The organism is Leucobacter sp. 7(1) (assembly GCF_900163635.1).
In the GTDB taxonomy this organism is placed as follows: Bacteria; Actinomycetota; Actinomycetes; order Actinomycetales; family Microbacteriaceae; genus Leucobacter.
The window spans coordinates 14,763-27,845 of record NZ_FUID01000008.1; the positions used below are offsets into that span (position 1 = coordinate 14,763).

The 13,083-nt window shown below is 63.1% G+C and carries 9 protein-coding genes; 6 read left to right on the forward strand and 3 right to left on the reverse strand.

Going from position 1 to position 13,083, the window contains the following annotated elements; all coding sequences use genetic code 11:
* Positions 1–40: 40 nt before the first annotated feature.
* On the forward strand, positions 41–967 hold the full coding sequence (locus FM113_RS02115) for a hypothetical protein (RefSeq protein WP_087011006.1): 927 nt from the start codon (positions 41–43) through the stop codon (positions 965–967).
* A 42-nt stretch (positions 968–1,009) separates the two neighbouring features.
* On the opposite strand, the gene FM113_RS02120 is transcribed toward FM113_RS02115, so the two are convergent.
* The 3 genes from FM113_RS02120 to FM113_RS02130 form a co-directional block, all read right to left on the reverse strand.
* Positions 1,010–3,196 (reverse strand): YhgE/Pip domain-containing protein, encoded by a 2,187-nt coding sequence (locus FM113_RS02120; RefSeq protein ID WP_087011008.1) that lies wholly within the window; start codon positions 3,194–3,196, stop codon positions 1,010–1,012.
* A gap of 5 nt (positions 3,197–3,201) precedes the next feature.
* A complete protein-coding gene (locus FM113_RS02125; RefSeq protein ID WP_087011010.1) occupies positions 3,202–5,874 on the reverse strand; it encodes a YhgE/Pip domain-containing protein in 2,673 nt (890 codons plus the stop codon).
* Positions 5,875–5,960: 86 nt separating this feature from the next.
* Positions 5,961–6,746, reverse strand: a complete 786-nt coding sequence (locus FM113_RS02130) for a hypothetical protein (RefSeq protein ID WP_254908825.1) — start codon at positions 6,744–6,746, stop codon at positions 5,961–5,963.
* A 128-nt stretch (positions 6,747–6,874) separates the two neighbouring features.
* On the opposite strand from FM113_RS02130, the gene FM113_RS02135 reads away from it, so the two are divergent.
* The 5 genes from FM113_RS02135 (at position 6,875) to FM113_RS02155 (ending at position 13,064) form a co-directional block, all read left to right on the forward strand.
* Complete coding sequence (locus FM113_RS02135) at positions 6,875–7,462, forward strand: TetR/AcrR family transcriptional regulator (RefSeq protein ID WP_217895938.1); 588 nt, start codon at positions 6,875–6,877, stop codon at positions 7,460–7,462.
* Entirely contained in the window at positions 7,459–9,282 is a 1,824-nt protein-coding gene (locus tag FM113_RS02140; RefSeq protein WP_087011015.1) for an alpha/beta fold hydrolase, read from the forward strand. Before FM113_RS02135 ends, FM113_RS02140 begins: the two co-directional genes overlap by 4 nt.
* Before the next feature lie 174 nt (positions 9,283–9,456).
* A complete protein-coding gene (locus FM113_RS02145) occupies positions 9,457–11,322 on the forward strand; it encodes an ABC transporter ATP-binding protein (protein WP_087011017.1) in 1,866 nt (621 codons plus the stop codon).
* Between the two features lie 60 nt (positions 11,323–11,382).
* Complete coding sequence (locus FM113_RS02150; RefSeq protein WP_087011019.1) at positions 11,383–12,609, forward strand: pyridoxal phosphate-dependent aminotransferase; 1,227 nt, start codon at positions 11,383–11,385, stop codon at positions 12,607–12,609.
* Entirely contained in the window at positions 12,606–13,064 is a 459-nt protein-coding gene (locus FM113_RS02155; protein ID WP_176387048.1) for a 23S rRNA (pseudouridine(1915)-N(3))-methyltransferase RlmH, read from the forward strand. Before FM113_RS02150 ends, FM113_RS02155 begins: the two co-directional genes overlap by 4 nt.
* The last annotated feature ends 19 nt before the right edge of the window (positions 13,065–13,083 follow it).

Here is a 13,083-nt window from a genome sequence, read left to right on the forward strand (position 1 = left end):
GAGCGTTTCTGGAGGCCGAGCCTCCGCCCAAGGAGTTGCGATGTTCGTCGGTTCACTGCCCGTTCTCGGAGTATTCCTCGCGCTCCTGTCGGCCGGGATTCTCTCCGTCGGCAACCTGTGGCAGAGCCGCGGGGTGAAGCTTGCGGCCGAGCGATCGTCTCACGACGCATCGTTCATGCAGCTCCTGAAAACCCCGATCTGGCTGGCGGGCACGGCACTGTTTTGCTTAGCGATCGTGGTCCAGATGGGCAGCCTCGCACTGGCACCACTCATTGTGGTGCAGCCCATTGGTGTTGCAGCGTTGGTGTTCACGACCCTGCTCACGACCCGGTCTACCGGGAAGAAGCCGGCGCGAGCCGTCGTCACTGCGATCGTCACTTCGCTCATCGGGGTCACCGTATTCGTGACCGTTGCTGCGGTCGTGAGTCGTCAGAAACCGATCGGCGATCAACAACTCATTGAAATGATGACGGTGCTGGCTGCGGTGCTCATCGTCTCGATTGTTGTCGTGTGGGTGGGCAAACGTGGCAGCCGCACCCCGCTGCTCTTCGTGGTGCTGGGCGGCGTGTATTCCGGTTTCGTCGCAACTCTCGGGAAGACGGTGATCCTGCGAGTGGAAGCGATGTTCACGGGCGGTCACTTTCAGCTCGGTTCGGATGGGCTCCTCACCCTGCTGTGTCTCCTGGGGATCGGGGTCGCGTCGGTGCTGTCCATTTACTTCGTGCAGTACTCACACACGTGCAATCCCCCCGACGTGGTCATTGCTGGTCTCACCGTCATTGATCCGGCTCTCGCGGTTATTCTGGGCATCACGATCCTGCAGGAAGCGGCAGGTGCTCCGGTGTGGTCAACCTTCGCGTTTATTGGTGCAGGAGTTGTCGCGGTGACCGGAGTGATCCGCTTGGCGAAGGCTGAGGACCCGGACGCCCGCGCACAGGATGCCGCTGTCGGCCGTCTGAGCGAGTGATTCTTGGGTCGTAGTGACCCGTGACTCCGGCCCGCTGTACGCTCACATGAGTTTGGTTGACTCGAGCGCTCGAGTGAGATTCCCATTCATCTTGAGCACTGGCAGTCGCAGTACCAAACCGATCAGTAGCGCGGGGACAAGGAAGAGCGCGAGCTGTCCGAGGGCGATCCAGTAGTCGCCCTCGTATATGCCCGCGATCGCGGCCCGCACCGCGTTTGTGGCGTGGGTCACCGGAAGCCACGGGCTCATGCTTTGGAACCACTGAGGGAGCACCGATAGCGGATAGGCCCCGCCGCCAGCTGAGATCTGCACGACCAGCAGGAACACGGCGAGCGCTTTCCCTGCTTCTCCGAATGACAACACCAGCGTGTACGTGACGAGCGAGAACACCAGTGACATCACCCACCCCGCCAGGAGAAGCAAGAAGGGGTGAACTGGTCGGACCCCAACGAAACCCATGAGTCCGAGGTAGAGCAACGAGCTCTGAAGGATTCCGAGCACCGCAAATATGCCAAATCGCCCGAAATACTCCTGTGCTTTTGAGAAGCGTCCCACGGCGGGCGCCGTGCTGGGGGAGATATCTGTGCGGATGAGCACCGACAGCAGCAGGGCACCGACCCACAGCCCAAGAACTGTGTAGAACGGAGACATTTGGGCACCGAACGTGTCGACCCGATAGACCGGAATGCGTTCAAGGCCGACCGGGCTTGTCAGTTCGCCGGCAAGCACAGCCGGGTCGTTGCCGATCAACGCAGACACCTTGGAAAAGTCTCCGCTCTGTGCGGCCTGCCCCAGCGCCTGGGCGAGGGTGACGAAACGACCTGATGCCTCACGCAGGTCAGCTGCGATTGTCGCTGTCGTTTCTTCCGCCTGGGTGAGGAAGGCGAGGAGTGATGATGATCCGCCGGAGAGGGAGCGCGCTGCCGAAGCGAGCTCGTCACCAACTTGCCCGAATCCGGTGTTGACCTCACTGAGTGACCCGGCGAGCTGATCAAGTCGAGGTTTGAGGCTGCCGTCGTACGCGTTGTACGCACGATCAACTGCACTGCGCGCCGTTTCGGCCAGCATGATGACCTCGTCCCGGGTTCCCTCAAGGCCGGAACTCGTTTCGCTGAGTTTGGTTGCTGCGTCATCGATTCGTTGCTGCAGCGCTTCCTGCCTGGTCGCCGCGGTTTCGAGATCGGCGATGACTCGCTCGAGGGCCGCTGTGAGTGGAGGATCCGAGCTTGCGGCAGCTTGGGACTTCAACTGCTCGAGTAGTTTCTGCTGCTGTTCGACACGCACCGAAACGTCGGCGCTTGCCGAGCCCAGCACCGTGGCCGCTTGCGCTGCTTCTCCGACAAACGCGGAGTCCAGCCCGGAGATCTGGTCGATGAGGGAGGTGTAGCTCGTTGAAGTGCGATTCAGTGCTTCGGATATTGCCGCATTTGTACTCGTCAGCACTGATTCCAGCGATTGCGCCGCGCTGGCACCTTCTCCGATCGCATTCGAGGCGCTCTCCACCGAAGCGAGCGAGGCGTCGGTGAGCGACGAGGCGCTGCTCACGAGCGCTTTGCTCGAAGCGATGAGTGAGCTGAACATCTCGAGTGTCGCGGCGCCCGAATCGAGGGTTGTTGCCGCGGTCTGCGCGCTGGTTTGGACTCGGGTGAGTGCCGCACGCGACTCTTCATCACCTGCGTGATCCGCGAGCGAGGAGATCAGGGCGAGCCCCACGTCATTCAGGGTTTTGGTGAACGTTGAATTGATCGTCGTTGACACCTCAGTCGCGGCTTCATCCGTGATCTTGGGGGAGAGGGCGTTTTTCTTCTCGTTCGTGAAATAGTCGATGTTTGCTGGCTCAGCGCCGGGGGAAAGGAACGTCATCATGTCGCGACTGAATGAGGGAGGCAACACGAGCGCTGCGTAGTATTCTCCCGATTTCGTGCCTGAAATCGCGTGGTCCTCGGACGTGAACACCCAATCTAAATCAGTGTTTGCCCGCAGGTTTGAGATGACCTGCTCACCCACATTGATCTGTACCGAGAACAGATCACTTGTGTAGCCCTCGTCGGCGTTCGCAACGGCGACCTTCAGGTTCTTGACGTTCCCAAAAGGGTCCCAGCTTGAGAGCACATTGAACCAGCCAAAAAACGATGGGAGCACGACGACGCCGAACAGTACGACAATGGCAATTGCGTTGCGCCGGAGGCGACGAACATCGGTGACAAAGATGTGGGCGATATTCCTCATGTGATTCAGACCTGCTCTTCGAGCTTGTCGAGTTGCGCGTTCGAGTGGATTGCCCGTTCTTCTTGGGCGAGCCTCGATTGCAACTCCGGCGCCTGGAGCGTTCCCACCTGTGTGGCGAACGCAATGTTCTGTTTTACGTATTCAAGGGTGACAACCAGTGTGATGACGAGGAGGCAGAGCAGCCCCCAGAGCGCCAGCACAGTGGCTTTGGCGTCCGGGATGACCCAAGCGACGCAGGCGAGCAGCGCCGTCACCACCACTGCGATGCCGAGTGCGATCCGCAAGATCGACAGGTGGCGCTCCGCAAACCACTCCGCCTGCTTGGCAACTTTTCTTCGGAATGCTTCGCGATCCGTCAGGGCCTGCACGAGCTGTGTGAGCCTGCGCCGCGATCCCAGTACCTGAACGTTTTCGCTCACAAATAGATCGGTGTCACTGAGCCTACGATTAAAGAGTCGTGAGAAGTTCCCGAGCCGCTGGCGGAAGAACAGCCCGAGCACAAACGACAGGGCCGCGAAGAGGGCGAGCACCGCGATGAATTTCACATAGTCGCCGCCATAGAAGCCGCCCACCGTTTCTCGCAGCGCATCGATTCCGTAGGTAAAAGGGAAGAATGGGAACAGAGCTTGGAAGAAGCTCGGCATCATCTGGATCGGATAGATTCCGGATGCCCCGGGGATCTGCATGATCACCAGCAGAATGATCAGGCCCTTGCCCACGTACCCGAATGACACCGCGAGCGAGTAGATCAAGGCCATGTACACAAAGCCGATGAAGACGCTTGTCGCCACAAAGGCCAGCGCGTTCACCATCTGAACGCCAATGATCACGTTGCCCACGCTCACCAGCAACGCTTGGAAGAAGTTGATGAATGCGAGCAGCATCCAGCGACCAAAGTAAGCCTGCCGAACGGTGAGCCCCTCAATGCCCTCGGTGTCGACTTCCTGCCGCAACAGGACCACGAGCACAAACGCAGCGATCCACAGCGAGAGATTCGTGAACAGAGGTGCCATCGCCGAGCCATAGGTGGCGACGGGAAAGACGATCTTCTCTTTGACTTCGACGGGCGACGCCATGAAATCAGCGATTTGCCCGGGATTGAGGCCACTCATCGCTTGAACTCTGGTGAGGACGTCGGCAGAACTGAGCGCAGCGACGTCGGCCCGAACACTGAGCAGATCCTGCTCGACCCCGGCGAGACTCGTGTCGAGCGCCTCGTTCGCTGCGTGGGCCTGCGTGAGTTGAGACTCAAAACTGTCAAGCAAGCCCGCGGCTTCAGCGACCAGGGTTTTTTGCGAATCGAGGGCCGCTGAGAACCCTCCGGCGCTCGCGGAGAGCGCGTTCATCGCACGGTTGACCTCCGGGAGCGTTTGTACGATGACGTCGCGAACCGAGCCCGCTGCCGCAGCGCTCTCCCGCACGGCGGCGTTGAGGGCATTTGCCGAGGAGAGCATGCTTTGGGTGACGTTCGAGACATCGGAGTTGAGCTGTCCGAGTTGTTGGAGCAGGGCAGCGTCCGCACTATTGCGATCCTGGAGTTGCGTGATCGCGTCCGTGATCTGCTGGTGGAGCGGGTCCGTTGGGGCGAGAGTGTCTTGAAGCTGCTTGAGCTCCGAGAGCGCCTCCCCGGTCGCAGCCACAACCGCGTTTGCGTTGCTGATCGCCGTCGTGATCTCCGCGTTGGCCTGCGTCGCTCTGCCGGCGAGGGTGGAGAGTCGATCATTCAGTTTCGCGGATATCTCCGTGAGCTGCGCTGACCCCGTCGTGTAGGACTCCGTCACGGTATTCGTGAAGTCCGCAATGCCACTCTGAGTTTCGCTGGCGAGCGTTTGCGCCTCACTGATTGCGACACGGACGTTTCCGATCACAGTGTCGAGGCTGACGAGCGCGGCTCGAGCATCCGCCAGCGCGGTTTCTCCGCTTGCGAGGCTCGCCTGGATGTCGACGATTCCCGACCGCGCGGCCGCCACCTGAGTGGTGGCCTGGGTGAGGGTGTTCAGGGAGGTGTTTTGCGCGCCGAGCAGGCTGCTCCCGATCTTGTCACCGGCTTCCTGGACCGCAGTTGTGAGGGTGTGGGAGACCGTGGAAACGAAGGTGGAGTTGATTTTTGTTTCGAGAGTGGTGGCACCCACATCGGTGATTTTCGGCGCAATCGCGTTTGCCTTTTCGTTGACAAAGTACTCAAGCTTTGGCCGAATAAAGTCGCCCGTCGTGAGACTGAGGAGGTCTTCGCTGAACTGCTCTGGGATGACAATTGTGGCGTAAACGTCACCAGATTTTACGGCCCGCATCCCCTGATCGAGGCTCATGAACTGCCAGCCGAGCTGGTCGTTCTCCTGCAGCTGGGCGACGACCTGCTCACCGACGTCGAGCGTGCCAGTGAGGGACGAGGATGCCCCCTCGTCAAGGTTCACTACGGCGACTCTCACGTCTTTGGTGTCGCCGTACGGATCCCAAAAAGCAATGATGTTGAGCCAGGCGTACAGCGAAGGGATGACAATGATGCCGATGAGAATCAGTAGCGCTTGGGGCACGCGCAGGATTCTTTGGAGATCGCGCCACGCGACCTTCAATGAGTTATTCATCCGCGTCCCCCCGCTGATATGCCTGCACCTCAACGTGCATCCCCGAGCGCAATAGATCGCGTCCGAAGTCAAACCCAATTCATATTTAATCATGCGGCGGGGAGGACCGCTCGGGCGAGTGCATCGACCGGGTAATGCGCCGGGGCCCTGCGGGGGCGGGGGCGGTGGCCTAGGTGGCGCTACTCAATGTCTTCGAGCAATTCCGAGAGCGTGTTCGGCGTAGCGCCCGAAGCTTGAGCGAGTTCGCCGAAGCGGGCGTCAGCAGCCACGTTTTCAGTGTCACTGGCGTTGTCGAACAGCGAGAGATATTCCGCATTTCCCCCGGTTTCTTCGACCGACTGCACTCGGATGAGCCAGCAGGTTGCGTCCGGAGTGAAGCCCGCATGGACTTCCCAGGCGAGGGCGAGCGTGCCGATGCAGATTGTGTTGGCGTCGAGGATCTCGGTTGCCGTAGCGTCGTCCTGGATCAGCGCCAATTCGAAGAGATCGGCCATAGTGTGCGTGGGGGAGAAGCTCGCGTCATTCGAGAGGAACTCGTCCGCGATCGTGCGGTGCTCCTCGCAGAGGAACCGTGAGGCGAGCCACGTCATCGCCGGATCCTCAAGCTCCGATGCGCCGGCCGCCTCATCCGCCCGAGTGCACGCGTCACGTCCCATGCCCACCACGGTCTCTTTCACCGTCGGATCGGCGTCGTCCCACGCCGCGAGTTCGAGGGCACCCCAGGAAGAGGAGGGGTCAAGGCTTGCGACCATCGGGACCGCGAGCACTACGTTGTCGAAGAACTGCTGCTGCGCTGCAGCGTTTTCCCTGTCTTTCGCGGTCGGTGGCGCAGCGGGAGTTCCCGAGGAGTTTTCGTTCGCCATGAGATTCGGCAACAAGCCGCATCCGGTCATCACGAGGGCACCCGCGATCGCGGCGCTGGCGGCTAGCGCTGAGAGTGTCCGCCGTGGACGTGAAATTGACACTGGTGTTCTCCCCGCGCTTCGGTGATCCTCGGTGCACCGGGGCTCAGAATTTCTCCCGGCTTCTCGCCAGCACTCTATCGCGGCGAGTGCAATGTTAAAAAATATGTAGACCGGTCTATTATGTACGTATGACGAGTAAAGGACAGCTCACTCAGGAGCGACTCACCACCTCCATGCTTGAGCTCATTCAGGCAAATGGCTACAGCGGAACCGGACTAAATGCAGTGATCGAGCATGCCGGTGCCCCTCGGGGGTCAATCTACTTCCACTTCCCCGACGGCAAGGAGGGCTTGGGGGTTGCCGCAGTAGAACTCGCCACGACTGAATTTGGGGCGTTGCTTGCCGAGGCTGCGGCTTCGGCGGCGGGGCCCGCAGGTGCAGCTCGTGCGACGATTGAGGCCCTCGCAGCGATCGTCTCGGAAAGTGACTTCCGGCTGGGGTGCCCCGTTTCGGTGGTGACTCTTGAAATGGGGGCCGAGAACGAGCGACTGCGCCAGGCGTGCGCGACGGCGTTCGAGTCGTGGATCACGCCGACGGCCCAACTGCTCGAGGGCGGAGGGCTGCCGCCCGCGGAATCGAGGGCCCGCGCGACCGCGATCGTTGCGATGGTCGAGGGCGCCGTCGTGGTGTCTCGCGCATTGCGGACCGTGCAACCGTTGGCAGCGGCCGCGGACGCCGTAGAACTCCTGATTCGCCAGAGCAGCTCCGCCGCATGAGCGCCGCTGCTCATTCTGCTGCGAAGCTGCAGGCCGCACCGCGGCACGCGCTCATCTTTGGAGCCTCTGGGCTCGTCGGCAGGCACTTGGCGCTCCGCCTGGCCGCGGCAGGTGTTCCTGTTACAGTGGCGGTCCGCTCGGTCGAATCGGGCCGCACACTCATGGCCTGGCTCGCTAAACATGGGGTTTCCGGAGGGATCACTCAGGCTACGGTCGACTTTACGGGAGCCGAGATTCTCGCGGGTGGATCTGCCGGGTGGCAGCACATTACCGAGATCCACAACTGCGCAGGAGTGTACCGCTTTGGCATGACGGCGGAGGAGGCGCGCTCTACAAACGTTGGAATCGTGGAGCGGGTGCTCGGCTTCGCAGCGGAGTTACCGCACCTCACGCGCGTGGTTCACATCTCTGGATACCGGGTGGGCCGACAGGAGCCGACGACGGTTCCCTGGACGGAAGATCTGCGCCGGAAGCGCTACGCGAAGCTTGGATCCTACGAAGCGTCGAAGGTCGAATCGGACGCGATCTTCCAATCGTGTGCAGGGGACCTTGGTGTGCCGTGGACCGTTGTGAACCCCTCGAGTGTCATCGGTGATAGTGAGACCGGGGAATCCGATCAGCTGATTGGGCTCGCGGATACAATTCGGCAGATCTGGCAGGGCACCACACCCGCTCTCCCCGGAGGCAACGCCACGTTCCTCCCGGTAGTCACCGTTGACTATCTCGCTCAGTTCATGATTGCGGCCGCGACGGATCCTGAGGCAGCGGGAAAGTCGTACTGGGTGCTTGACCCCGAGACGCCGCCCTTGCCGGAGCTGTTGACTCGTGCGGGAGCGCAGCTCGGCGTCACGACGCCCAGGCTGCGAATCCCGACGGCCGTGATCACGCGCCTCCCGCGGTGGCTCACGAAGGCCGACCCCGAAACGCTGACGTTCCTCTCGTCGGATCGCTATCCCACGAGTTCAGCTGAGGAATTTGCTGCGCGCCACGGACTACGGATGCCGGATGTGACGGTATCAATGGAGCGCTGGGTCGACTACCTCGGGGCGCATCGCTTCGGGAGATCATCCACAGATGTGCGGCGCATTGTGGAGGTTGCAGGGGTCAGCACTTATGAGCTGGGCTCGCCCGCGAGCCGGCGGGTGATCCTGCCGGGCCTCCCGGTGAACGCGGACACCTGGGAACCAGTCGCAGCCGCGCTCGGCGCCCGTGCGGTCGACCTCCCCGGGCTGGGCCTGAGCGGCGGCAGAGGCGTCGCCGACTGGGAGAACTGGCTGCCAGTCGTATTGCGAGAGGAGCCCGTGCACCTCGTAGGCCACTCAATCGGCGCGGCCGCCGCGGTCACCGCCGCAACCCGGCATCCGGAACGGATCGCCTCACTCACCCTCGTTGCGCCGTTTTTTCTGCAGCAGGCAGCGCGCGTCGCTGCCTGGCAGCGGCCATTGATTCGCGCCGCGTTGAGACGAATTTCTCCGGGGCAGCTTGCATTCCGCTTGACCGGTGACCGGGGGAACGCCCCAGCCCTCGAAACCAGCGTGCAGGATCTGAGGCGGAGCAGCGCGGGGCGTGCCGTCGAGCACCTGGCACACGCGGGATCGGAAGCGTGGCGTCGGGAGCTGCAGGAGCAGCTGCTTGCATTTCCGGGCAGCGTGCGCATCATTACGGGTTCGACTGACCCGCTTCTGCCAGCTTGGGCTCGAGACCTGGAGGGGGCACCCAACATCCAGTTGCACACGATCGCGGGTGCCGGGCACCACCCGCAGCTCACGCATTCCCGTGCGCTTTCGCGCCTTCTGGCAGCGATTCCGGCCGCCGCGTGATGCAGGCCTCTCCTCGGTGAGCTTCGCCGTGGCACACTCGCCTCGTGAACGATGCTGAGGGGAGCCTGTCAGCGATTTGCTCACCGTCGTGGACGCAGAGTGCAGCGCACACCAATTCTGCCGAGCCCGGTGCTGTGCGATGTCCCCGGTGTCCGCTAGTCTCCGACTATGAGCATGGGTGGAGGAGGCGGCCGCGGATCCCGAGTATCGGGGGGCGACGCGGAACGCCAGCGAGAACTCAACAGCCAGGCACCGAAGGTGGCGCGGCTGGGGCGGCGGATCGCAGAGTTGTTCCGGCCGTACCGCGGACCACTCGCGATCATCATCGCGCTCGTGATCGTCTCGGCCGCGCTCGCGATCCTGCCTCCGCTGCTCACGCAGCGCGTGTTTGACGAGGGGCTGTTCCCGCTCGACGGCGGCGGCCCCAACATGACCGTCCTCGGCTGGCTGGTCCTCGCCATGGTTGTCGTGTTTGTTGTGTCGTCTGGGCTCGGGATCGTGCAGACATTTTTCACTGCGCGCGTTGGCAACCGGGTGATGGGGGATCTGCGCGTCAAACTTTTTTCGCACCTGCAGGCAATGGAGCTGGGCTTCTTCACCCGCACGAAGACTGGCGTCATTCAGTCGCGTCTGCAGAACGACGTCGGCGGCGTTGCGAACGTGCTCACCAATACCGTGTCGAACATCATCGGCAACACGGTGACAGTTGTGGCCGCCGCGGTGGCGATGATCCTGCTCAGCTGGCAGCTCACGCTTGTCGCGGTCGTACTGATGCCGGTACTCGTCATCGCTCAGCGTCGCGTCGGCCAGGTGCGTGCCAAGATCGCGGGCCGCACTCAAGAGTCGCTGTCCGAGATGTCCGCGATCACGCAGGAGGCACTCTCCGTCTCCGGCGTGCTGCTCGCGAAAACCTACTCGCGGCAGGCCGCCGAAACTGAGCGCTACGCAGACGAGAACCGGAACCAGATCAGTCTGCAGGTGCAGCAGACCATGAGCGGGCAGGTGTTCTTCGCGCTCGTGCAGGTCTTCCTCTCCGCGGTGCCGGCGATTGTTTACCTGGTCTCGGGGTGGTTGATGGCGCGTGCCCTCGGCACCGACATCGACCCCGGAATCACGGCGGGCACGATTGTCGCGTTCACGACGGTCCAGTCGCGCCTCTTGTTCCCTCTCATGGCGCTCATGCGGATCGCGCTCGATCTGCAGACCTCCAGCGCGCTGTTCGCCCGCATCTTTGAATATCTCGACCTGAAGCCCGAGATTCAGGACGTGCCGAACGCGCGTCAGCCCTCGGATGAGCCAGGCCGTGCGGGCCGGATCGAGTTTGACGAGGTGACCTTCCGCTACCCCGACTCCCGCACCGACGACCGGCCGACGCTCGACCGCATCTCTTTCGAGATCGCGCCGGGCGAGTTCGTTGCGTTCGTGGGGGCTTCCGGGTCCGGGAAAACCACGATCGGCAACCTGATCCCGCGCCTCTACGACGCCGGGTCCGGGGCTGTGCGCTACGGCGGGGACGATGTGAAGGAGCTGGCGCAGGAGGCGCTCATGGATCGGATCGGCGTGGTGACGCAGGAGCCGTACCTGTTCCACGCGACGATCGCCGCAAACCTCCGCTATGCGAAGCCTGACGCCTCGCTCGAGGAGCTCCGCAACGCGGCCCGCCTCGCGAACATCCACGACACGATCGCGAGCTTCTCTGACGGGTACGACACCGTGGTGGGAGAGCGCGGCTACCGTCTTTCCGGCGGCGAGAAGCAGCGGATCGCGATCGCGCGCGTGCTGCTCAAGAACCCGCGCGTGCTAGTGCTCGATGAGGCTACGAGCGCGCTCGACACCGTCAATGAGCGGATCGTGCAGCACGCTCTTGAGGACGCCCGCAGCGGTCGCACCACCATCGCGATCGCGCACCGGCTCTCCACGGTCGTGGACGCCGACCGCATCTACGTTGTCGGGGCGGGGCGGATCCTGGAGCACGGCACGCACGAAGAACTCCTCGAGCTCGGCGGATCCTATTCCGAGCTGTACTCGCAGCAGCAATAGAGCGGGGCCGGAGTGGACAGCTTGCGCGCGTGATTTCGGCCTGCACAGTACACTTTCCCCGTGCGCCAGATCACGCAGTCCCGCAAACTCGCCGGTGTCCGCTACGACGTGCGGGGCCCGATCCTGCAAGAAGCCGAGCGGCTTGAGCGCGAGGGTCACGAAATCCTGAAACTCAACATCGGTAACCCGGCTCCGTTTGGCTTCGATGCTCCGACCGAGATCCTTGAGGAGCTGCGCCGGGCCCTGCCCGTTGCACAGGGCTACACCGATTCGCGCGGGATCCTGCCCGCCCGGGAGGCAGTGGCCCGCTACTACGCGAGCGAGGGCATCGGGGGCATCGGCCCGGACGACGTATTCATCGGCAACGGCGTGAGCGAACTGATCTCGCTTGTGCTGCAGGCGCTCGTGAGTGAGGGCGACGAGATCCTGGTCCCCGCCCCGGACTACCCGCTGTGGACGGCGCAGGTCACGCTGTCGGGCGGCCGCGCCGTGCATTATCCGTGCGTCGAGGAGAGCGGGTGGATGCCGGATCTTGCGGCGATCGAACAGCTCATCACCCCAGCGACCAAGGGCATTGTCCTGATCAACCCGAATAATCCCACGGGGGCGGTGTACTCCGCCGAACTTGTTCGCGGCTTCGCGGCGCTCGCGGAGCGGTACGGGATCGTGCTGCTTGCCGACGAAATCTACGAGCGGATCCTGTATGACGGCGCAGTGCACGAGCACGCGGCCGCCCACGTCGTGGACACCCTCTGCCTCACGTTCAGTGGCCTCTCGAAGGCGCAGCGCATCGCGGGCTATCGCGCCGGATGGGTCGCAATTTCGGGTGCGCGGGATCACGCCCAGGACTTTTTGGAGGGGCTCACCCTCCTTGCAAACATGCGGATGTGCGCCAACGCACCGGCGCAGCACGCGATTCCGGTGGCGCTCGATCCGGCATCGAATTGGTCTGGGATCGGAGCGCTGTGCGCCCCCGGCGGTCGGCTCCGTGAGCAGCGGGATGTGGCGCACCAACTGCTGACGGCGATCCCCGGGGTCAGCTGCGAGCTCCCGGGCGGGGCCATGTACCTGTTCCCAAAGCTTGACCCGGAGCGCTATCCGATCGAGGATGATCAGGCGTTTGTGATCGAGCTGCTGCGGGCTACGCGGGTGCTTGTGACCAACGGGCGTGGTTTTAACTTGGCAACGCCGGATCATGTGCGCTTCGTCACGCTCCCGAGCGTCCCCGTGCTGACCGAGGCGATTGGCCGGATCGCCGAGTACCTGGACGGGGTGCGTACCGCGTGAGCGTCAAAGTGTTGGCGGTCGGGAAGAAGCACGAGAAGTGGGTCGCTGACGGGATCACGCGCTACGAACAGCGGCTGCGCAAGCCCTTCGATCTGAGCTGGCAGCTCCTGCCCCACTCATCCCGCGAGGGCGATGCGGCGCGCAGCGAGGAGTCGGAGCGGATCCTGGCGAAGCTGGATCGCGACACCTTCGTGGTTGTGCTCGACGAGCGCGGCCGCAACGTGGACTCCCCGGAACTCGCGAAGCGCCTGCGCGGGGCGCTCGAGGCGAGTCGACCGGTCACGATTGTGATCGGCGGCGCCTACGGGGTGACCGATCAGGTGCGGCAGCGCGCGGATTTCGTGTGGAGCCTCTCCGCGCTCGTGTTCCCGCACCAGCTTGTGCGCCTCATCCTGACCGAGCAGGTCTACCGCGCGCAGGAGATCGTGGCGGGGCGCGGCTACCACCACGTCTAGCCCCCTCCCCCTCCCCCTC

Excerpts from the sequence above, each read along its gene's own strand:
- FM113_RS02115 (WP_087011006.1), top strand. The coding sequence starts at position 41 with ATGTTCGTCGGTTCACTGCCCGTTCTCGGAGTATTCCTCGCGCTCCTG.
- FM113_RS02120 (WP_087011008.1), bottom strand. The coding sequence starts at position 3,196 with ATGAGGAATATCGCCCACATCTTTGTCACCGATGTTCGTCGCCTCCGG.
- FM113_RS02125 (WP_087011010.1), bottom strand. The coding sequence starts at position 5,874 with ATGATTAAATATGAATTGGGTTTGACTTCGGACGCGATCTATTGCGCT.
- FM113_RS02135 (WP_217895938.1), top strand. The coding sequence starts at position 6,875 with ATGACGAGTAAAGGACAGCTCACTCAGGAGCGACTCACCACCTCCATG.
- FM113_RS02140 (WP_087011015.1), top strand. The coding sequence starts at position 7,459 with ATGAGCGCCGCTGCTCATTCTGCTGCGAAGCTGCAGGCCGCACCGCGG.
- FM113_RS02145 (WP_087011017.1), top strand. The coding sequence starts at position 9,457 with ATGGGTGGAGGAGGCGGCCGCGGATCCCGAGTATCGGGGGGCGACGCG.